Here is a 21160-nt window from a genome sequence, read left to right on the forward strand (position 1 = left end):
GGTGGGCGGGTGGGGGGGGGGGCTGTGTTGGGGGGGGGGGGGCGGGGGGCGGGGGGGGGGGGGGGGGGGGGTCTCTCGTGGGCGGCGTGTGGGGCGGGCGGCCCCCCCCCCCCGCGGCTCTACCCGATCAGCGCGCCAGCCAGGCGCCCACGACCACGCCCACCGCCAGCCACAGCCATTCCACCACGCCATTGGCCAGGGTGATCAGCGTCCAGGCCAGGTGCGGGCCCATGCGCAGCGAAGCGTCCCAGGGGTTCAATCCCATCGAACCGCCCATCCAGGCGCTGGCGATGGCCCAGTTCGAGACTGCCGTCACCAGCAGCGTGCCCAGCACGACCAGCGCGATACGCAGCCTGCCGGGCCCCAGCGTGCCCAGACGCAGCATGAACACCAGTTCCAGCGCGGTCAGCACCGCCATCCAGCCCGCAGGGCGGCCGGTGAACAGCGCGATCAGCATCCAGGCGAGAGGGGCGGTGGCCAGCGCCAGCAACAACATGATGGGCCAGAGCCAGGTTACGGTCCTGGCAGGTGCGGCATTGGAGGACATCGAAGCTTCCTGAAGGTCGTCCACAGGATACTGTGGTTTGCCGCAGTGCACCGGCGGGGCCCGGGCCGCTGGGCTAGAATGCCGTCTTGCGTGGCTGCGGCCACGGCCCCATATCGGTCCCCATGTATTCCCGTAGCAGCGAACCTGTCCACTTCGAACGCGATTGCGAGGCCGTGATGGTCCCGCAGGGCGATACCGTGACCTTGCCGGCAGGCAGCTATGGGTACATCACCCAGGCGCTGGGCGGCAGCTATTCGGTGTTCGTCGAGGGCAACCTGTTCCGGATCGCCGGCAAGGATGGCGATGCCATCGGCAAGGAGGCGCCGGCACCGCTGGAGCTGCCCGACGATGCCAGCGACGAGCAGGTCGAACAGCTGGTGTGGCAGCAGCTGCGCACCTGCTTCGATCCGGAGATCCCGGTCAACATCGTCGAACTGGGCCTGGTCTACGAGGTGGAGATCAAGCACCTGGACGCGGGCCAGCGCGAGATCGATGTGAAGATGACCCTGACCGCGCCTGCCTGCGGCATGGGCGACATCCTTGTCGATGACGTGCGCAGCAAGCTTGAAATGATCCCGACGGTGGCCGAGGCCGACGTCGAGCTGGTGTTCGATCCGCCATGGAACCAGCACATGATGTCCGAGGCCGCCCGGCTCGAAACCGGCATGCTTTGACCCACGGCCCGCAGCGACGCGGGCCCGGCATTACCCGCAACCAGAACAGGAAATCTCCGGTGTCCCAGTCCATTCCCAGCTTCGCCGTCACCCGTTCGGACCACCCGCGCAGCGCTGAAGAGCGCGCCCAGATCCTGGAGAAGCCGGGCTTCGGCCTGCACTTCACCGACCACATGGTGGAAGTGCGCTGGGACAAGGACACCGGCTGGCACAACGCCAACGTGCGTGCCTACGGCCCGCTGCAGCTGGACCCGGCCGCCGCGGTGCTGCATTACGGCCAGGAAATCTTCGAAGGCATCAAGGCCTACCGCCATGCCGACGGCTCGATCTGGACCTTCCGCCCCGATGCCAACGGCCGTCGCCTGCAGCGTTCGGCGCAGCGCCTGGCGCTGCCGGAACTGCCGGTGGAGATTTTCGTCGAATCGCTCAAGCAGATGATCGCCGTCGACAGCGCCTGGGTGCCGTCGGCCGATGAGTCGAGCCTGTACTTCCGTCCGTTCATGATCGGCGACGAAGCCTTCCTCGGCGTGCGCGGCGCGCACAAGGCCGGTTACTACGTGATCGCCAGCCCGGCCGGCCCGTACTTCGCCAAGGGCGTGGCCCCGGTGTCGATCTGGCTGTCCACCGAGTATGCGCGTGCAGCCAAGGGCGGCACCGGCGCGGCCAAGTGTGGTGGCAACTACGCCGCCTCGCTGCTGCCGCAGCAGAAGGCGCAGGCGCAGGGCTGCTCGCAGGTGCTGTTCCTGGATCCGGTTGAGGGCAAGTACCTGGAAGAACTGGGTGGCATGAATGTGTTCCTGGTCTACAAGGACGGCACCCTGGTCACCCCGCAGCTGTCGGGCAGCATCCTTGAGGGCATCACCCGCGAGAGCATCCTGCAGCTGGCACGCGACCGTGGCATGAAGGTCGAAGAGCGCAAGGTCACCATCGACGAGTGGAAGCAGGGCGTGACCTCGGGCGAGATCGCCGAAGTGTTCGCCTGCGGCACCGCCGCGGTGGTCACCCCGATCGGCCAGCTCAAGGGCGAGGGCTTCTCGGTGGGCGACATCAACGCACCGGCCGGCGAAGTGACCATGTCGCTGCGCAAGGAGCTGACCGACATCCAGTACGGCCGCCTGCCGGACCGTCACAACTGGCTGGTCAAGCTGGGCTGATCGCCCGCGTTGAACCGGTAGCGCCGGGCTATGCCCGGCGCTGTTCCTGAAAGCCCGTCCTTGTGACGGGCTTTCTGCGTTCTGGGGCCATGCCCGGCGACACAGGCGCCGATGTCAGCAAAGACATCCAGGGACAAGACAAAACGCAGTCAGGTCCGTGCAGGTGACGCGAAAGTTCCTTCACCTTCACAAACCTTCGACCCGGAAAGTCTCAGATCCAACATTTCATCTTGCTGAAAAGACGCTGAAAATCTTGTGGTGTCCGGTTTCAGCCACTAGCGTCACAAGCACGGCGGATCGACAGGGGAATCCGCTGACTCGCCGGACCCGAACCTCGCCATTGCAAGCCAGCCAACGGTTCAGGCCGGTGCTTCTGCCGATTCCGGCATTCCTACCATTAGAAGGGAAATCCGATGTCCCAGGTTACGCAAACGCGTGTGCGTCGTGTGTGGGTGGTCCTTGGTGCGTCTGTCCTGTCATCGCTGCTGCTGGCCACGCCTGCGCTGGCCGGTGATGTCCAGCTCAGTGGTCTGCAGTCCGCGCCGACCCACCAGCGCTTCATCGTGAAATTCCGCGACGGCAGTGCGCCGGTGGCCAACACCACCGCGCTGGCCTCTTCGCTGAAGACCGCCGCTGCCGGCCTTGCCAGCAGCCAGGGCCGCGCGCTGGGCCTGCAGGAGGTCCGCAAGCTCGCCGTCGGCCCGACCCTGGTCAGGACCGATCGGGCGCTGGACCCGGCAGAAGCGGAGTTGCTGATGCGCAAGCTTGCTGCCGACCCGAACGTGGAATACGTCGAAGTCGACCAGATCATGCGTGCGACGTTGACTCCCAACGACACCCGTTTCAGCGAGCAGTGGGGCTTTGGCACCTCCAATGCCTCGATCAACGTGCGCCCGGCGTGGGACAAGGCCACCGGCACCGGCGTGGTCGTGGCGGTGATCGACACCGGCATCACCAACCATCCCGATCTCAACGCCAACATTCTGCCCGGCTACGATTTCATCAGCGACGCGGCAATGGCGCGCGATGGTGGCGGCCGTGACAACAACCCGAACGATGAAGGCGACTGGTACGGTGCCAACGAGTGCGGCGCCGGCTATCCGGCCTCCAACTCCAGCTGGCACGGCACCCATGTGGCCGGCACCGTTGCGGCGGTGACCAACAACAGCACCGGCGTGGCCGGTACTGCGTTCAATGCCAAGGTCGTGCCGGTGCGCGTGCTCGGCAAGTGCGGCGGCTACACCTCCGACATTGCCGACGCGATCGTCTGGGCCTCCGGTGGCACCGTCAGCGGCGTACCGGCCAATGCCAATCCGGCCGAGGTCATCAACATGTCGCTGGGCGGTGGTGGCAGCTGCTCGACCACCTACCAGAACGCGATCAACGGTGCGGTCGGCCGTGGCACCACGGTGGTGGTGGCGGCCGGCAACAGCAACACCAATGTGTCCTCGTCGGTGCCGGCCAACTGCGCCAACGTGGTGGCAGTGGCGGCCACCACCTCGGCCGGTGCGCGTGCCAGCTTCTCCAACTACGGCACCGGCATCGATATCTCCGCGCCGGGCCAGGGCATCCTGTCCACCCTCAACACCGGCACCACCACCCCGGGCAGCGCCAGCTATGCCTCCTACAACGGCACCTCGATGGCGGCGCCGCATGTGGCCGGTGTGGTCGCGTTGATGCAGTCGGTGGCACCGAGCCCGCTCAGCCCGGCGCAGGTGGAAAGCATCATCAAGAGCACCGCACGGCCGCTGCCTGGCGCCTGCTCGGGTGGGTGTGGTGCAGGCATCATCGATGCCGATGCGGCGGTGGCTGCAGCGATCAACGGCACCACGCCCAACCCGGGTGGCACCGTGCTGCAGAACAATGTGCCGGTGACCGGCCTGGGCGCGGCCAGTGGCGCGTCGCTGAGCTACACCGTCAACGTGCCGGCCGGCAGCAGCCAGCTGCGCGTGGCGATCAGCGGCGGCAGCGGCGATGCGGACCTGTACCTGCGCCAGGGCAGCGCACCGACCGACACCGTGTACACCTGCCGCCCGTACCTGAGCGGCAACGCCGAGACCTGCACCGTCAACAGCCCGGCGGCCGGCGTCTGGCACGTACGGGTGAAGGCCTACAGCACCTTCTCGGGCGTAACCGTCAACGCCCAGTACTGAGCCCAAGTCCCTCTCCATGGGCACGCCCCGGCTCCGGCCGGGGCGTTCTGTTTCAGGTAGGTGCCGACCTTGGTCGGTACGCCTTGTTCCGGCTGCGGACCTTGGTGCTGCGCTCGGCTGCTGTTTCTCAGACCGACTCGAAGCGGTTTGCCGCCACGTTCTTGCGCACATGCTGCGGATCGAAGATGCGGCCGTTCATTGCAATGAACACACCGGTCGGCAGCGACTGCACCGCACCGATCGCACAGCCGATGTTGAACTCCGCATCCGAACCCCGGAAACGTGCCGGGCTCAGCGCACCGGTCATCACGATGGTCTTGTCGGGGATGGTGGCCAGCACCTTGCCGGTCTGCACCATCGAATCGGTGCCGTGGGTCACCAGCACGTGGCGGGTCGGCTGCGCGGCGATGGTCGCCCGGATCAGCTCGCGGTCGTCATCGTTGATGTGCAGCGAATCCTTGCGCAGGATCGGAATCACGTTGAAACGAAAGGTCACCCCCAGCTCGCGCAGGATCATGCCGATCTGCGGGTCGCCGATCTGGTAATCCGACTTGTCGTCGAAGTAGATCTTGTCGATCGTGCCACCGGTGGTGACGACCAGGAGTTCTTCCATCATGTGCATGCGCGAAACCAGGGCGGTACAGCGGCGCGGGGCCGGGAATGCAGATGATACGGCCCGCCGGGCGCAGCGTCAGCGCCTGCGCCCGAATCGGGCGCGCAGGCCGGGCAGGCTGGCCGAGAAGATGACCAGCAGCGCCAGCACGATTTCGAGCAGCGCCAGCCAGCGTGTTTCGGGGTGGCTCCAGGCACTCATTACGCCGTGGCTGAACCAGCCCAGGGCCAGCACGGCCGACCAGAAGCCGGCCTTGCGCCAGCCCAGTCGCAGCGCGATGGCCAGCGCCAGTGGCGGCGCGGTGAACACCAGCTGGGTGGCCAGCCAGTGCTTGTCATTGATGAACCAGCCCGCGTACAGCGCCGCCAGTGCCATCAGCGCCAGCAGCAGCACCGTGCGCGGCGCGGCGCTCATCGGGCCAGCCGCTGGGCGATGTCGGCCACCCGCCGGCCCAGTGCACGTGCCAGCACCGCTTCGTCGTCGGTCGGCTGCGGGTCGTCGGCGGCGCCGGCCACGTGGCTGGCGCCATAGGGGGTGCCGCCGCTGGTGGTATGGCTGAGTGCCGGTTCGGTGAACGGGATGCCGACGATCACGCAGCCGTGGTGCAGCAGGGGTACCTGCATCGACAGCAGGGTCGACTCCTGGCCGCCATGCATCGAGGCAGTGGAAGTGAACACGCCAGCCGGCTTGCCCGCCAGCGTGCCATTCACCCATTCGGCACCCAGACCATCCAGGAAATGCTTGACCGGTGCGGCCATGTTGCCGAAGCGGGTAGGGCTGCCCAGCAGCAGGCCCTGGCACTCGACGAGATCCTGCACGCTCACGTAGGGGGCGCCGTCATCGGGCACCGGCGGCTGCGCGGTCTGGGTGACGGCGGCGACCGGCGGCACCGTGCGCAGCCGCGCGGACATGCCCGGCACCTCGCCGATGCCCCGCGCGATCTGGCGCGCCAGCCGTGCCACCGAACCGCCGCGGCTGTAGTACAGCACCAGGATTTCGCCCATCGCGCCCAGCTCTCCTCATCGTGTGGACACCAGTATGGCTATCCTGCATCGATTCCGCATCGGGTACCCTTGCGCCGATGGAACCTTTGGATACGCTCAATTTGTGGATGGAGCGCGCGCGGGATCGCGCACGCGCCGCCAGCTTCGGCCGCTTCCTGTGGCGCCGCTTCCTCGACGACCGCCTGTTCCAGGCCGCCGCTGCCCTGGCCTACACCACGGTGTTCGCGCTGGTGCCGTTGGCAATCGTTGTATTTGGCGTGCTCTCGGCCTTCCCTGTCTTCGATCGCTGGAGCGATCAGCTCAGCGACTACGTCTTCTCCAATTTCGTGCCCAATGCCGCCCGTGCCGCTGAAGGCTATCTGCGGCAGTTCTCGGCCAGTGCGGGGCAGCTGACGGCCGCCGGTTTCATCGCGCTGGTCATCTCGCTGCTGATCACGCTCAACAGTGTCGAAGAGACCTTCAACCAGATCTGGCGGGTGGGCAGCAGCCGACCTCGGCTGACCCGCTTCCTGGTGTACTGGACCGTGCTCACCCTGGGCGCGATGCTCGCCGCTGCATCGCTGGCGGTGTCGGCGCGGGTCTTTGCCATGCCGCTGTTCGGCACCCAGGAAGGGCGTTGGTTGGCCGATCTTGCGTTGCGGCTGGCGCCGATCCTGATCGAATTCGTGTGCATCACCCTGATGTTCCGGGTGGTGCCACACCACACGGTGAAGTGGCGGCATGCGATCCCGGGTGCGATCCTCGCGGCGGTGATCCTGGAACTGGTGAAGTGGGGCATCGGTGCCTATCTGGGCAGCTTCCAGTCCTACCAGAAGCTGTATGGCACGGTGGCCTTCGTGCCGATCCTGCTGCTGTGGATCTACCTGTGCTGGGTGGCGGTGCTGCTGGGCGCGTCGCTGGCTTCGTCGATGGCGGCCTTCCGCTATCAGCCGGTGGAACTGCGCCTGCCGCAGGGCTACGAGTTCTACGGCCTGCTGCGGCTGCTCGGCCGCTTCCAGCAGGCCCGCGCCAAGGGCAAGGGACTGGCCGATGACGAGATCCTGCGGCTGGAACCGATGCTGACCGATTCGCTGCTGCAGGACCTGGCCTGCAATCTGGAGGGCATCGGCCTGCTGCGCCGCGACGAACGTGGCGAGTGGCTGCTGGCCCGCGACCTGGACCAGGTCAGCCTGGGCGATCTGTACGAATGCACCCAGCTGCGTATTCCGGTGGCCGAGCAGCACCTGCCGTACCGCGACGACAGCCTTGGCCGCGCTGCGCTTGCAGCACTGGACGAGTTGCGCCTGCCGATGCGTGAACGCCTCAAGCGTCGCGTCAGCGATATCTATCCCGAATCCGGAGATGCCCCATGATCCGCAAGACCCCGTTGCTGCTGGCCGTGCTGCTGGTGCTGGCCGCCTGCAAACCCGCGCAGGAACCCACCCCGGCCAGCAGCCAGCCACCGGCGCAGGCGCCGACGCCGACCGTGCCGGCGCCGGTCGAGGAGACGCCTGCCGAGCGCGTGACCGCTGAGTTCCCGACGCTGAAGATGAAGGCGGTCGATGGCAGCGACTACGACCTGGCCGCGCATCGTGGCAAGTGGGTGGTGGTGAATTTCTGGGCGACCTGGTGTGCCCCCTGCCGCAAGGAAATGCCGGAACTGTCGGCGCTGCATGCGATGCGCAGCAACATCGAAGTGGTCGGGCTGGCCTACGAGGATATCGAGGCGAAGGAAATGCAGACGTTCCTGGTCAAGCATCCGGTGACTTACCCGATCGTGATCGTGGATCCGTTCGATCCGCCGGCCGACTTCGCCACGCCGCGCGGGCTGCCGATGACCCATCTGATCGATCCGCAGGGCAAGCTGGCGCACAGCTTCCTCGGGCCGGTGACTGCCGCCGACATCGAAAAGCAGATCGCTGCTGCCAAGTAGTGGGTTGGTCGGCAGGGCCTGCGGCCCTGCACCTGCTCAATGCAACGTCAACGTCAACGTCAACGTCAAAAGCGGGTTTCCTGTGGGTAGGCGGGGTGGGTCCGGTTGAAGGGGACGCCGTAAACTCCGCTCCGCGGTCCGGCCCAGCCGCTGGCGGCTGTGCGTTCGGGCGCTTGCGAAGCAGTGCTTCGCAAGCAAAGCGCCCTCACCCATGGGGGCTTGGTCGCGGCATCCATGCCGCTCACACCCCTTCAACCGGACCCACCCCGCCTTCGACAGTTTTCCGCGATCTGCAGTAGATCCACGCCATGCGTGGATGAATCTCCATCGGAATCGAATGTTTCGAATGGGAAACGAAAAGCATCCACGCATGGCGTGGATCTACCGTGTCGACCAAGGTCGACACCTACCAACAGCCATCGGAATCTGTCAGAGGTGGGGCGGTGTCGGAGTGCGGGGTGTCAGCCGCATGGGCCCGAGGCAGGCCGCGGGCGGGTTGGGCAGGACGCCCAACCCCGGTCTTGCCGTGTGCGCAGGAACGCGCACACGAGCAAGCGGCTGCCAAGCCTACAGGGACGTACTTGCGGCGTCCCCGCACTCCGACACCGCCCCGCCATCCCACGGAATACCCGCTGTTGCCGTTGCCGTTGCTGTTGCTCTGGCTTCGGCAGGTGCAGGGCGCAGCCCTGCCGAGAACCACCCTATTCCTCGACCAGGAAATCCTCGATCGGCTTCAGTACATCGTAGTGCTCGCGATGCAGCTTGCCCTTCAGCTTCGGCAACTCGGGCAGCGGTGCATCCACCCGTGTATCCGGCAGGCGGTCCAGCAGATTGCGTACCAGCGTCAAGCGGCCCAGCCGCTGGTCGTTGAAATCCACCAGCGTCCACGGCGCGCCGTCACGATGGGTGGCGCGCAGCATCGCCTCGCGTGCTTCGGTATAGGCGCTGTACTTGCTGCGCGATTTCAGATCCACCGGCGACAGCTTCCAGCCCTTCAACGGGTCGACATGGCGCTCGGCGAAACGCTTCTCCTGCTGCTCCTGGTCCACGCACAACCAGTACTTGAACAGCAGGATGCCGTCATCCACCAGCAGCTGTTCGAACACCGGCGCCTGGCGCAGGAACTGCTGGTATTCCGCTTCGCTGCAGTAGCCCATCACCCGCTCGACGCCGGCGCGGTTGTACCAGCTGCGGTCCATCAGCACGATCTCGCCGGCCGCGGGCAGGTGGTTCGCATAGCGCTGGAAATACCATTGCGTGGCTTCGCGGTCGGTAGGCTTCGGTAACGCCACCACCCGGCACTGGCGCGGGTTGAGGTGCTGGCTGATGGCCTGGATCGCGCCGCCCTTGCCGGCGGTGTCGCGTCCTTCGAACAGCACCAGCAGGCGTTGCCCGCTGTGCTGCACCCAGCGTGCCATCGCCGTCAGTTCCAGCTGCAGGGGCTGCAGCAGTTCGTCGTAGTCCTTGCGCTTGAGCTTGCCCATCGGTGCACCACGCTTGAAGGAACCCCGAGGGTAGCGCAGCTGGGTGCCAGCGGATGTCGATTCGCATCGGCAGGAAACTGCCCCCCGCGCTGCGCCCCATGCTCGACCAGCGGTCGACGCTACGCCGTCGGCTCCGCTGCGCCCTGCCAGCCATGCTCGGCAGCCAGCTGCTGCAGCAACGCAGACAAGTCAACGGCAAACCCGGCCATGTCGAACAGGCTGCTGTGTTCACGCGCGCGTGCCAGCTCGGAGCGCAGTGCGGCCAACGCCGCCGGATCGTTGCCAAGCGCAGTGGCGGTGGCGATGAACGCGGCATCATCGGCGACGTTCATCCGCGCCAGCCCCAGGTGATGGTTGAGGCTGCCGGCCACGCGCGCGGCGAAGGCCTCGCCGGGGCAGGTCAGTACCGGGCAGCCGGCCCACAGCGCATCCGATGCGGTGGTATGGGCGTTGTACGGGGTGGTGTCCAGGAACAGGTCGGCCAGCCGGTACCGTGCCAGGTACTGTGGATGCGGCAGCTTGGCCATGAATACCAGCCGCATCGGATCAAGGCCGGCAGACTGTGCGGCGGCACGCAGCCGTGCATCGGCCTGGCCGGGGCCGGACAGCAGCCACAGCACGCTGCCGGGCACCGCCTGCAGCACCGCGAAGGCACGGCCCATGCTGCGCGGGTTGAGCTTGTAACTGTTGTTGAAGCAGCAGAACACCACCCCCTGTTCCGGCAGGCCGCAGCCTGCGCGGGTCGGCGCCGGTTCCAGTACACGGGTGTTGTCGGAGGGCTGGAACGCACGCGGCAGGCGCAGCACGCGCTCGCTGTAGTGCGGTTCCAGCGCCGGCGGCAGTGCGAAGTCGTCGCCGATCACCGCGTCCAGCCATGGCGCGCCGGACGTGCCGGGGTAGGCCAGCCAGTTCAGCTGCAGCGGGGCAGGGCGCATCGCCAGTACTTCCGGCGTGCCGCCGCCGCCCCAGCCGCGCAGATCGAACAGCAGGTCGATGCCCTGCGCGCGGATGCGCGCGGCCGTATCGGCGTGGCGCAGTGCGGCCACGTCATGCAGCTGCGTGGCGGCCTGCAGGCGCTGGCGGATGCGGCTGCCATCATCGCCATTGAGCGCGAACAGATGCAGCTGCAGCGCCGGGTCGGTGCGCAACTGCTCGAACAGGGCAACGGTCAGCAGCCCGGTGGGATGGGCACCGAAACCGTTGGACAGGAAACCGATCCGCAGTGGTCCGCGCCCGCGTACCCGCGTCGCCGGCAACACGCGTACCGATGCGGCGACGGCGGCCGCGCGCGCACGCGCGCAGGTCAGCTGTTCGGCCGCACTGGCGTCTTCACTCAGGAATGCAAAGGGCTCGACCACACCCTGGCCGGAGGCGAGCGCGCCGCGCACCTGCGCGGCCAGCGCATCCACGTCCTGCCAGTCGCACAGGCGCCGTTGCCAGGCAAGGCGCTGCGCGGCAACGTAAGGTTCATCGGGCAGCAGCGCATGCGCGCGGCGATAGGCCGCCGCTGCACCTTCGGCGTCGTTGGCATCTTCCAGCGCATGGCCCAGCCACAGCGCAATGCCCGGATGTTCAGGCACCATCGCTGACGCCTGCCGCAGCAAGGTGGCCGCATCGGCATGCGCACCGGCCATCCAGGCCACGCGACCGAGCCGGGCCAGTGCTTCAGGATGGTTCGGCCGCAGCTGCAGCGCGCGCCGCGCCGCCTGTTCGCCCGCGGCGATATCGCCGGCTTCCAGTTCCAGGTCGGCCAGCATCACCCAGGCAACGAAGTCGCCGGGCTGGCGGGCTATCGCCTGCTGCAGGTGCTGCCGCTGCTGCCAGGCCGACATCGGCTCAGCCCGCCGAGAGCTGGGCCAGCGCGTCGACCTGGTGTTCGTGGCTCAGGCGCTGCAGCAACGGATCCAGGTCACCGGCCAGCACATTGGGCAGGTCGTACAGGGTCAGCCCTTCCACGCGGTGGTCGGTGATCCGGCCCTGCGGGAAGTTGTAGGTGCGGATGCGCTGGCTGCGGTCACCGCTGCCGACCTGCAGGCGCCGCGATTCGGCCTGTGCGGCGTCGTGGCGCTGGCGCTCGGCATCCAGCAGCTGCGCCTTCAGGCGCTTCATCGCCTTGTCGCGGTTGGCGTGCTGGCTGCGTTCGGTCTGGCATTCCACCACCACGCCGGAGGGTACGTGGGTGATGCGGATTGCCGATTCGGTCTTGTTGACGTGCTGGCCGCCGGCGCCGGAAGAGCGGAAGGTGTCGACCTTCAGGTCAGCCGGGTTGATGACGATCTCATCGACTTCGTCGGCTTCGGGAATGATCGCGACGGTCGCCGCGGAGGTATGGATGCGGCCCTGCGATTCGGTCGCCGGCACGCGCTGCACGCGATGGGTGCCCGATTCGAACTTCAGGCGCGAGAACGCGCCGCGGCCAACCACCCGCGCCACCACCTCCTTGTAACCGCCGTGTTCACCGGGGCTGTCAGATTCGATCTCGACCTTCCAACCCTGGCGCTCGGCGTAGCGGGCGTACATGCGGAACAGGTCGCCGGCGAAGATCGCGGCTTCGTCGCCGCCGGTGCCGGCACGCACTTCCAGGAACAGGTTGCCTTCATCGCGCGGGTCGCGTGGCACCAGCAGCAGCGCCAGTTCCTGCTCCAGCTCCTGCAGGCGCGCCTGTGCAGCGTCGATTTCCTCGTCGGCCAGCTCGCGCAGGTCCGGGTCCGCACGCATGCTCTCGGCAGCGGCCAGGTCGGCCTTGGCGCGCACTTCATCGGCCAGTGCGGCAGCGATCGGTTCGAGCTGGGAAAACTCACGCGAAAGATCGCGGAAGCGCGCGTTGTTGGCGACCACCTCCGGTTCGGCAAGCAGGCGTTCCAGTTCTTCGCGGCGCTCGGCCAGCGCTTCCAACTTACGGCGCAGGGTCGGCGTCATCGGTTCTCACAGGTGGGTGGCGGTAACCCGGCACAGCCGGGAACAGGCGCTCGGCGGCGCGGGTCAGGTCGGCATCGCCACTGAGTGCGGCCGCGCGCAGCGCGGCGGTCGGCGGATGCAGCAGGCGATTGGTCAATCCGTGGGCAAGCAGTTCCAGCACTTCATCGGTGGGCTTGCCGTTGGCCAGCTGCTGCCGCGCGCGTTCCAGCAGTTCGGCACGGGTGGCCTCGCCGAAAGCACGCAGCTGCCGCAACGGTGCCTGGTGGGCACTGGCCTGCAGGGTTTCCACGAAGCGCGAAACCTGCAGGTCGATGATCGCTTCGGCTTCGGCGGCAGCCTCGCGGCGGCCACGGCGGTTGTCTTCCACCGCGCGCTCGAGATCGTCCACGGTGTACAGGAACGCATCGTTGAGCGTGCCGACCTCGGCTTCGATGTCGCGCGGCACGGCCAGATCGAACAGCAGCATCGGCTTGTGCCTGCGCGTGCGCAGCGCATCGGCCACGGCGGCGCGGCGGATCACCGGTTCGCGCGCGGCGGTGGCCGAGAACACCACGTCGGCCTCGGCCAGGTGGCGCTCCAGTTCGGTCAGCGGCAGGGCCACGCCGCCATGGCGGCTGGCCAGTTCCTGCGCATGGGCCAGGGTGCGGTTGGCGATCAGCAGGCGCCGCACCTTGCCTTCGCTCAGGTGCCGCGCAGCCAGCTCGATGGTCTCGCCGGCACCGACCAGCAGCACGGTGGAATCATCCAGGCGCGCGAACGCGTTCTGCGCCAGGCGCACGGCGGCCGAGGCCACCGATACCGGGTTGGCGCCGACCTGGGTGTCGGTGCGTGCGCGCTTGGCCACCGAGAAGGTCTGCTGGAACAGCCGGTCAAGGCGTTGCCCCAGCAGGCCGTGGTCGCGCGCGGTCGACCAGGCATCCTTCACCTGGCCCAGGATCTGCGGCTCGCCCAGCACCATCGAATCCAGCCCGGTGGCCACCCGGAACAGGTGGCGCACGGCCTCGGCACCGGCGTGCTGGTACAGATAGCCCTGCAGGTCGCCGGCCTGGGCATGCAGCCACTGGTCCAGCGCCTGCGCCGAATCGGCCACCGCATACAGCTCGGTGCGGTTGCAGGTGGACAGCAGCACGGCCTCGGCGATCTGCGGGGTATCGCGCAGCGAACCGAGCGCGCGCGGTAACGCGTCACCGGCGAAGGCTGCGCGTTCGCGCAGTTCCACCGGTGCGGTCTGGTGATTCAGTCCGAGCACCCACAGGGTCATTGTTCAGTTGCTTGCGATAAGCTGCTGGCCATTGGACGACATTTTAAGGCCCCGATGCCGACGATGCCCGCATTGATTCGCATCCCCAGTGTTCTGTTGCTGTCCCTGGCCTGTGCCCAGGCCCTGTCGGCGGCGCCGATCAAGGCCCCGGCAAGGCCCGTGGCGACCGAACAACTGGCCCTGGAACCGGTGATGGCCGGCGAATTCGCCCTGCAGGCCGGCAAACTGGCCGACGCTGCGCGCTGGTACCTGCAGGCCGCCGAGCAGACCGACGGCGATGCGGGCCTGGCCGAACGCGCGACCCGCATCGCGATGCTGGCCAACGAGGATTCCGCCGCCGCCAAGGGGCTGGCCCTGTGGCAACAGCGCGCGCCGCGCTCGCAGTCGATGCGCAGCGCCGCCGGTGCGCTGGCGATGCGCCAGGGCGATGTGAAGACCGCGCGCCGCGAACTCCAGGCGTTGTTGCAGGAGCCTGGCGACGAAGGCTGGAAATTCGCCCTGGGTGCCCTGATCGGTGGCGGCCGCGACCCGGCCATACCCGCGCAGGTACTGGGCGAGCTGGTCGATGCCAATGCCATCCCGCAGAAGATCGAGGCCTGGCAGGAGTTCGGACGGCTGGCCCTGCGCATGGAAAAGCCCGAGCTGGCACGGCGCATGATCGACGAAGTGGTCAAGCGCTTCCCCGAGGAGCCACGTGTGGCCCTGTTGCGTGCCAGCCAGCTGCAGCAGGCCGGGCAGACCGACCAGGCGCTGTCGCTGCTGCGCGAGGTGGAGCCCAGGACCCGGCAGGATCCGGACCTGCGCAACGCGGTGGCGATTGCCTATGACAGCCTGGGCCAGCCGGCCGCAGCTGAGCGTGTGCTGGCGGTTGGGCCGCAGAACGTGCAGACCTGGGGCATGCGTGCTTCGCTGCTGGCCAAGCAGGGCGACAATGCCGCGCTGTCAGGCCTGTACAACGAGCTGTCGCGCCAGGCGGCCAAGCCCGACCCGGCGCAGCGGCTGCTGCTGGGCAAGATCGCCGAGTACCTCAAGCGGTATCCGGAGGCGGTGAACTGGTATCACAGCGTGCCCGGCGGCGATGAACTGAGTGAAGCGCGCCTGCGCGCGGCCAATGCCCAGGGGTTGGCGGGGCGCCAGTCGCTGGCGCTGCAGGAAGTGCATGCGATCCAGTCCGACGCCGGCGTGGATGACGATGTGCGACGCGATGCCTACCTGCTGGAGGCCGAACTGCGCCAGCGTGCCGACGACCTGCCCGGCGAACTGGACGCGCTGGCCCGTGGCCTGGCGGCGTATCCCGATGAGAACGGGCTGCTGTATGCGCGCGCACTGGCGTGGGAGCGCCGCGATGACGTCGCCCGCGCCGAGGCTGACCTGCGCAAGATCCTGGTGACCGAACCGGAGAACGTGCCGGCGCTGAACGCGCTGGGCTACACCCTGGCCGACCGCACCGGTCGTTACCAGGAGGCGCTTGAGTTGATCGACCGCGCGCGCGTGGCCGAGCCGGACAACGCGGCCATCGTCGACAGCTATGGCTGGGTGTTGTATCGCCTGGGGCGCAACGCCGATGCGCTGGTGCAGCTGCGTCGCGCCTGGACCCTGGCCAAGGACCCGGAGATCGCAGCCCACGTGGGTGAGGTGCTGTGGGTGCTGGGCAAACATGACGAGGCCCGCCACTTCTTTGAAGAGGCGGCCCGGCTTGATCCTGAAAACCGCGCGCTGCAGCGCGCCCGCGAGAAATTCAATCCATGAGTGTTTCCCTGATCCGGCCGTTGTTGCTGGTGGCCGTGACCCTGGCGATGAGTGCCTGTACCACCGTTGGCCGCCAGAAGACCCCGGCACCAGAGGTGGTCACCACGGTTTCGGCCGAAGCCACCGCGGCCGAAGCCGCGCGCGTGGCGGCGTTGCGATCGGCAGCGGACTGGAATTTCCAGGGCCGGGTGGCCGTCAGCAAAGGCAAGGAGGGCGGCAGCGGCCGTATCGACTGGAAGCAGGAAGGCCCACGGTATGTGGTGGAGTTGAGTGCGCCGGTCACCCGCCAGAGCTGGAAGCTGACCGGCGACAGCCACCACGAGGGCGGGCGCCTGGAAGGTCTGGCCGGCGGTCCGCGTGAAGGCGAAGACGCGCAGGCACTGCTGTTGCAGACCACGGGATGGGATATCCCGGTCAACCAGCTGCCCGAATGGGTGCGTGGCCTGACCGCCGGTGACAGCGCCGGGCCGGAAAAGATCGAGCGTGACGCAGACGGCCGGCCACGGCGTATCCAGCAGATGGGCTGGGTGATCCAGTATCTGGACTGGTATCCGGCTGAAGCAGGGCGTCCGGCACTCCCGCGACGGGTGGAAGCGGTCAACGGTGACGCCAAGGTGCGCCTGCTGGTCGATCAGTGGGGGCAGGGCGCGCCATGAGCGCCGATGTTGAGGTTGGGGGCTGGTCCTGGTGGCCGGCCCCGGCCAAGCTGAACCTGTTCCTGCATATCACCGGCCGCCGCGCCGATGGCTATCACCAGTTGCAGACCGTATTCCGCCTGCTGGACTGGGGTGACCGGATCGGCCTGCGCCTGCGTGAAGACGGTCGGGTATGCCGACAGGGGCAAGGCCTGGCCGGTGTTGCCGAGGCCGACGACCTCGCGGTGCGTGCCGCTGTCCTGCTGAAAAAAGAAGCGAACGTCAGTCAGGGTGTCGACATCGTCGTCGAAAAAAACATTCCTGCCGGTGGCGGATTTGGCGGTGGATCGTCCGATGCAGCCACCGTGCTGGTGGTGTTGAACCGGCTGTGGGGCACAGGTCTGGATGAAGATGCGCTGGCCGCACTGGGGCTTCGCTTGGGCGCGGACGTGCCGGTTTTCGTGCGCGGTCACAATGCCTGGGCCGAGGGCGTGGGGGAATGCCTGCGGCCGATCACCCTCCCGCCGGCCTGGTATGTGATCGTCGAACCCGGCGTTCATGTACCGACCCCCGCGCTTTTTGCAGATCCGCATTTGACGCGCGACAGCCCACAGGCGAAAATAGGCGACTTCGCTTCCGGCTCGCTGGTCGGGAACGTGTTTGAACCGGTGCTGCGCCGCCGTGAGCCTGCCGTCGAGGCCGCGCTCGCTGCGTTGAGCGGCATCGGCAGGGCACGTCTGACCGGTTCGGGAAGTGGTTGTTTCGTCGAGTTCGATTCGCAGGCTGCCGCCGAGCAGGGACGAGCGAAGTTGTCGAAGGAGTTGCGGGCAAGGGTGGCTGCGGGCGTTGCACGTTCGCCACTGCTGGATGCACTCGAGCAACACTGATTCATCAATGCAGGGGCGTCGCCAAGAGGCCCAAGGCACCAGGTTTTGATCCTGGCATTCGGAGGTTCGAATCCTCCCGCCCCTGCCAATGCGGCTGCGTCCGCGCCTTCCAGCGCATCATCTGCGCGGGACGTGGGAACAGCCGCGGTGTTGTCAGCAGCAGGGGCCGAAGTGGTCCTTGCCGCTACCGGATCCCCGCCACTCGTCCCCGCCCGAGACAATCATGATGCAAGAGTCCCCGAACCTGCTGGTCTTTTCCGGCAACGCCAACAAACGTCTGGCGCAGAACATCTGCAAGGAACTGGGAGTCCGCCCGGGCAAGGCGCTGGTCTCGCACTTCTCCGATGGTGAAGTGCAGGTGGAAATCGAAGAGAACGTCCGCAAGCAGGACGTATTCGTGATCCAGCCGACCTCGGCGCCGAGCGCGGAGAACCTGATGGAACTGCTGGTGCTGATCGACGCGCTCAAGCGCGCATCGGTGGCCAGCGTGACCGCCGTGGTGCCGTACTTCGGTTACTCGCGCCAGGATCGCCGCATGCGTTCCTCGCGCGTGCCGATCACCGCCAAGCTGGCGGCGAAGATGTTCAGCACCGCCGGCGCTGATCGCGTGCTGACCGTCGACCTGCACGCCGACCAGATCCAGGGCTTCTTCGATATCCCGGTGGACAACGTGTATGCGTCTCCGCTGCTGCTGGCCGACATCTGGCGCGCCTACGGCACCGAGAACCTGATCGTGGTTTCGCCGGACGTGGGTGGCGTGGTCCGCGCCCGTGCGGTGGCCAAGCGCCTGGATGACGCCGACCTGGCGATCATCGACAAGCGCCGCCCGCGCGCCAACGTCTCCACCGTGATGAACATCATCGGTGACGTCGAAGGCAAGACCTGCGTCATGGTCGATGACATCGTCGACACCGCCGGCACCCTGTGCGCCGCTGCTGCTGCCCTCAAGGCGCGCGGAGCGCTCAAGGTCGCTGCCTACTGCACCCACGCGGTGCTGTCGGGCCCGGCAGTGGACAACATCACCAATTCCCAGCTCGACGAACTGGTGGTGACCGACACCATCCCGCTGAAGGACGCCGCGCGGGTGTGCAGCAAGATCCGCCAGCTGAGCGTGGCGGAAATGCTGGCCGAAACGATGCGCCGCATCGCCTTCGGCGAGTCGGTCAGCTCGCTGTACGTCGATTGATTTTTCGTCCCCGCCGGCAACGGCAGGGACACACCGGGCGCTTCTGGTCGCGGAAGTGCCTTCAACCGCCAAGCCGCAAGGCAAGGCAACAACCTGAGTAGTCGAAAATGTCGAAGACCCATGAAATCAAGGTCACCAAGCGTGAACTGCAGCGTAAGGGTGCGAGCCGCCGCCTGCGTCACGCTGGTGTGATCCCGGCGATCGTGTACGGCGGCAACGCCGAGCCGGTCGCCATCAGCCTGGACCACAACGAAATCTGGCTGGCCCAGCAGAACGAGTGGTTCTATGCCTCGATCCTGGACCTGAACCTGGACGGCCAGGTGCAGAAGGTGCTGCTGCGTGACATGCAGCGCCATCCGTACAAGCAGCTGATCATGCACCTGGACTTCCTGCGCGTGAACGAGAACGAGAAGCTGACCGCTTCGGTTCCGCTGCACTTCATCAACGAAGACACCTCGCCGGCTGGCAAGGCTGCCGACGTCGTGGTCGCCCACGAACTGAAGGAAGTGTCGATCACCTGCCTGCCGAAGGACCTGCCGGAGTCGATCGAAGTCGACCTGGGCGAGCTGAAGGCCGGTGACATCATCTACCTGTCGGACATCAAGCTGCCGAAGGGCGTGGAAATCCCGGCGCTGGCGCAGGGCAAGGACCACGACGACGCGATCGTCACTGCCAAGCACGGCAAGGGCGAAGCTGCCGACGCTGAAGAAGCAGCGGCTGCCGAGTAATGCCTTCGCGGAGCCTGCCTTCGGGCAGGCGCCGTACTGGCATGTACCAGGAAGATGCAATGGCAGGATTGCGACTGATCGTCGGTCTGGGCAACCCCGGATCGGAGCACGCCCGGACCCGGCACAATGCCGGGTTTCATTTCGTTGAGGCCCTGGCCGAGAAAGCCGGTGCGCGCTGGAACGTGGACAGCAAGCTGTTCGGCGAGACCGCCAAGGTCGAGATCGCCGGGCAGACGGTGTGGCTGCTCAAGCCCGCCACCTTCATGAACCTCAGTGGCAAGTCGGTCACCGCCGCACAGCGGTTCTGGAAGATCGAACCTGAAGAAACCCTGCTGGCCCACGACGAACTGGACCTGGCGCCCGGCGTGGCACGGCTGAAGTTCGACGGTGGCCACGGTGGCCAGAACGGCCTGCGTGACACCATCCGCCTGCTGGGCCATGGCAAGTTCCACCGCCTGCGCGTGGGTATCGGCCATCCCGGCCACAAGGACCGCGTGGTGGGCTGGGTGCTCGGTCGACCGTCCAAGGACGACGAGCTGCTGATTTCGCGTGCCATCGATGATGCGATCGACGTGCTGCCGCTGGCGGTGCAGGGCGATTTCAGCGAAGCGATGAAGCGGCTGCACACCCCGAAATAATTGGCGCGGTAGGTACCGACCGTTGGTCGGTACGGAGAATGATTGGAAAAGCAGCGCCTATGTCGCTGTTTCCCCAATCACTTTCACCCCAGAGAGCTGTCAAACATGGGTATCAAATGCGGCATCGTCGGCCTGCCCAACGTCGGCAAGTCGACCTTGTTCAACGCGCTGACCAAGGCGGGCATCGCCGCGGCCAACTTCCCGTTCTGCACCATCGAACCGAACGTCGGCATCGTACCGGTGCCGGACCCGCGCCTGAACGAACTGGCAGCGATCATCAATCCGCAGAAGGTCATCCCGACGGCGGTTGAGTTCGTCGACATCGCCGGCCTGGTGGCCGGAGCCGCCAGCGGTGAAGGCCTGGGCAACAAGTTCCTGGCGCACATCCGCGAAGTCGATGCGATCACCCACGTGGTGCGCTGCTTCGAGAACGCCGATGTCATCCACGTCAACAACAAGGTTGACCCGATCTCGGACATCGACACCATCGATACCGAACTGGCGCTGGCCGACCTGGACAGCGTCGAGAAGGCGCTGAACCGTGCCGAGCGCGCGGCCAAGGGCGGCGACAAGGACGCGGCGGCACGCAAGCCGGTGCTGGCCAAGCTGCAGGCTGCGCTGGCCGACGGCAAGGCCGGTCGTTCTGCCGGCCTGGACGAGGAAGAGAAGGCGCTGGTGCGCGATCTGTTCCTGCTGACCCTGAAGCCGGTGATGTACATCGCCAACGTGCTGGAAGACGGCTTCGAGAACAACCCGCACCTGGATGCGGTGCGCGCGCGCGCTGCTGAAGAAGGTGCGCAGGTGGTGCCGGTGTCGGCGGCAATCGAAGAAGAGCTGTCGCAGCTGGACGATGAAGACCGCGACACCTTCCTGGCCGACCTCGGCCTGAGCGAGCCGGGCCTGAACCGCGTGATCAATGCGGCCTACAGCCTGCTGGGCCTGCAGACCTACTTCACCGCTGGCGTGAAGGAAGTCCGTGCGTGGACCGTGCGCAAGGGCGCCACCGCCCCGCAGGCTGCCGCGGTCATCCACACCGACTTCGAGAAGGGCTTCATCCGCGCTGAAACCATCGCGTATGACGACTTCATCAAGTACAAGGGCGAAGCCGGCGCCAAGGAAGCCGGTCGCCTGCGCCTGGAAGGCAAGGAATACCGCGTGCAGGAAGGCGACATCCTGCACTTCCGCTTCAACGTCTGATCCCGCGCCAGCGGATCACAGCGAACGCCCCGCCCTGTGCGGGGCGTTCGCGTTTGTGGCAGTGCACTGCTGCAGGCATGGATAAAAAATCACCATGCTGCCAATCGCTTGCAGGGAGGCGCTTGCCGCCACTTGTCCACAGCAAACTCCCATCGCTTTCCACGCATGGTGTGGAAAACCGCAGACGCCCCTGTGGAGCCGCGCCCATGCTCGGCTCTACAGAACGTGCTCATGCAGCGTGGACAAAATTTCACCACGCTCCGAAACGCCTGCAGCGCAATACTCGCGGCCACTTGTCCACATCAAATCCCATCCACTCTCCACGGGTGGTGTGGAGAACTCCCGGGCGACGTGGATAAAAAAACGCCATGTCCTGAAGCCGTTGCAGTGCGGCGCTCGCAGGCACTTGTCCACACCAA

At 66.8% G+C, this 21160-nt stretch carries 20 protein-coding genes and 1 tRNA gene; 13 read left to right on the forward strand and 8 right to left on the reverse strand.

Annotated features, from left to right (window positions below; translation table 11 throughout):
- Positions 1-127: 127 nt before the first annotated feature.
- Positions 128-547: a hypothetical protein gene (locus tag ACVOLJ_RS10420; RefSeq protein ID WP_475279149.1), complete on the reverse strand. Its 420-nt coding sequence runs from the start codon at positions 545-547 to the stop codon at positions 128-130.
- A 122-nt stretch (positions 548-669) separates the two neighbouring features.
- On the opposite strand from ACVOLJ_RS10420, the gene sufT reads away from it, so the two are divergent.
- From sufT to ACVOLJ_RS10435, 3 genes are all read left to right on the forward strand, one after another.
- Entirely contained in the window at positions 670-1221 is a 552-nt protein-coding gene (sufT, locus tag ACVOLJ_RS10425; RefSeq protein WP_475279148.1) for a putative Fe-S cluster assembly protein SufT, read from the forward strand.
- Between the two features lie 59 nt (positions 1222-1280).
- The gene (locus ACVOLJ_RS10430) at positions 1281-2375 is read left to right on the forward strand and encodes a branched-chain amino acid aminotransferase (RefSeq protein WP_135272408.1); all 1095 of its coding nucleotides are present in this window, start codon (positions 1281-1283) and stop codon (positions 2373-2375) included.
- A 413-nt stretch (positions 2376-2788) separates the two neighbouring features.
- Positions 2789-4528: a S8 family peptidase gene (locus ACVOLJ_RS10435; protein ID WP_475279147.1), complete on the forward strand. Its 1740-nt coding sequence runs from the start codon at positions 2789-2791 to the stop codon at positions 4526-4528.
- A gap of 127 nt (positions 4529-4655) precedes the next feature.
- On the opposite strand, the gene ACVOLJ_RS10440 is transcribed toward ACVOLJ_RS10435, so the two are convergent.
- The 3 genes from ACVOLJ_RS10440 to wrbA form a co-directional block, all read right to left on the reverse strand.
- A complete protein-coding gene (locus tag ACVOLJ_RS10440) occupies positions 4656-5141 on the reverse strand; it encodes an asparaginase domain-containing protein (protein WP_475281351.1) in 486 nt (161 codons plus the stop codon).
- Between the two features lie 78 nt (positions 5142-5219).
- On the reverse strand, positions 5220-5555 hold the full coding sequence (locus ACVOLJ_RS10445; RefSeq protein WP_475281350.1) for a DUF2069 domain-containing protein: 336 nt from the start codon (positions 5553-5555) through the stop codon (positions 5220-5222).
- A complete protein-coding gene (gene wrbA / locus ACVOLJ_RS10450; protein WP_475281349.1) occupies positions 5552-6145 on the reverse strand; it encodes an NAD(P)H:quinone oxidoreductase in 594 nt (197 codons plus the stop codon). Before wrbA ends, ACVOLJ_RS10445 begins: the two co-directional genes overlap by 4 nt.
- A 77-nt stretch (positions 6146-6222) precedes the next feature.
- Between wrbA and ACVOLJ_RS10455 the strand changes: the two genes are divergently transcribed.
- Both ACVOLJ_RS10455 and ACVOLJ_RS10460 read left to right on the forward strand, forming a co-directional pair.
- Entirely contained in the window at positions 6223-7497 is a 1275-nt protein-coding gene (locus tag ACVOLJ_RS10455) for a YihY family inner membrane protein (RefSeq protein WP_475281348.1), read from the forward strand.
- Positions 7494-8057: a TlpA family protein disulfide reductase gene (locus ACVOLJ_RS10460; RefSeq protein ID WP_475281347.1), complete on the forward strand. Its 564-nt coding sequence runs from the start codon at positions 7494-7496 to the stop codon at positions 8055-8057. The genes ACVOLJ_RS10455 and ACVOLJ_RS10460 overlap by 4 nt, the downstream gene beginning before the upstream one ends.
- Before the next feature lie 701 nt (positions 8058-8758).
- On the opposite strand, the gene ppk2 is transcribed toward ACVOLJ_RS10460, so the two are convergent.
- The 4 genes from ppk2 to hemA all read right to left on the reverse strand — a co-directional run bounded on the left by ppk2 (position 8759) and on the right by hemA (position 13721).
- Complete coding sequence (gene ppk2, locus ACVOLJ_RS10465) at positions 8759-9541, reverse strand: polyphosphate kinase 2 (RefSeq protein ID WP_481564095.1); 783 nt, start codon at positions 9539-9541, stop codon at positions 8759-8761.
- Between the two features lie 119 nt (positions 9542-9660).
- Positions 9661-11373: an O-linked N-acetylglucosamine transferase, SPINDLY family protein gene (locus ACVOLJ_RS10470; RefSeq protein ID WP_481564096.1), complete on the reverse strand. Its 1713-nt coding sequence runs from the start codon at positions 11371-11373 to the stop codon at positions 9661-9663.
- Positions 11374-11377: 4 nt separating this feature from the next.
- Positions 11378-12460 (reverse strand): peptide chain release factor 1, encoded by a 1083-nt coding sequence (gene prfA, locus ACVOLJ_RS10475; RefSeq protein ID WP_475281340.1) that lies wholly within the window; start codon positions 12458-12460, stop codon positions 11378-11380.
- A complete protein-coding gene (gene hemA / locus ACVOLJ_RS10480; protein WP_481564097.1) occupies positions 12438-13721 on the reverse strand; it encodes a glutamyl-tRNA reductase in 1284 nt (427 codons plus the stop codon). Before hemA ends, prfA begins: the two co-directional genes overlap by 23 nt.
- Before the next feature lie 63 nt (positions 13722-13784).
- Between hemA and ACVOLJ_RS10485 the strand changes: the two genes are divergently transcribed.
- The 8 genes from ACVOLJ_RS10485 (at position 13785) to ychF (ending at position 20741) form a co-directional block, all read left to right on the forward strand.
- Positions 13785-15470, forward strand: coding sequence for a tetratricopeptide repeat protein (locus ACVOLJ_RS10485; protein ID WP_475281342.1), 1686 nt, complete (start codon positions 13785-13787; stop codon positions 15468-15470).
- Positions 15467-16126 carry a lipoprotein insertase outer membrane protein LolB gene (gene lolB / locus ACVOLJ_RS10490; RefSeq protein ID WP_475281343.1) on the forward strand — a complete coding sequence of 220 codons (660 nt, stop codon included), beginning with the start codon at positions 15467-15469 and terminating at the stop codon, positions 16124-16126. Before ACVOLJ_RS10485 ends, lolB begins: the two co-directional genes overlap by 4 nt.
- Positions 16123-16992: a 4-(cytidine 5'-diphospho)-2-C-methyl-D-erythritol kinase gene (gene ispE / locus ACVOLJ_RS10495; protein WP_475281344.1), complete on the forward strand. Its 870-nt coding sequence runs from the start codon at positions 16123-16125 to the stop codon at positions 16990-16992. The genes lolB and ispE overlap by 4 nt, the downstream gene beginning before the upstream one ends.
- An 11-nt stretch (positions 16993-17003) precedes the next feature.
- Positions 17004-17080, forward strand: a tRNA-Gln gene (locus ACVOLJ_RS10500).
- Positions 17081-17218: 138 nt separating this feature from the next.
- Complete coding sequence (locus ACVOLJ_RS10505) at positions 17219-18178, forward strand: ribose-phosphate diphosphokinase (protein WP_025879147.1); 960 nt, start codon at positions 17219-17221, stop codon at positions 18176-18178.
- A 107-nt stretch (positions 18179-18285) separates the two neighbouring features.
- Positions 18286-18906: a 50S ribosomal protein L25/general stress protein Ctc gene (locus tag ACVOLJ_RS10510; RefSeq protein ID WP_475281345.1), complete on the forward strand. Its 621-nt coding sequence runs from the start codon at positions 18286-18288 to the stop codon at positions 18904-18906.
- 59 nt (positions 18907-18965) lie between these two features.
- On the forward strand, positions 18966-19544 hold the full coding sequence (pth, locus tag ACVOLJ_RS10515; protein ID WP_475281346.1) for an aminoacyl-tRNA hydrolase: 579 nt from the start codon (positions 18966-18968) through the stop codon (positions 19542-19544).
- A 105-nt stretch (positions 19545-19649) separates the two neighbouring features.
- The gene (gene ychF, locus ACVOLJ_RS10520) at positions 19650-20741 is read left to right on the forward strand and encodes a redox-regulated ATPase YchF (RefSeq protein WP_089238969.1); all 1092 of its coding nucleotides are present in this window, start codon (positions 19650-19652) and stop codon (positions 20739-20741) included.
- Positions 20742-21160: the final 419 nt, after the last annotated feature.

The sequence above is a fragment of the Stenotrophomonas sp. STEN046 genome (assembly GCF_056759755.1).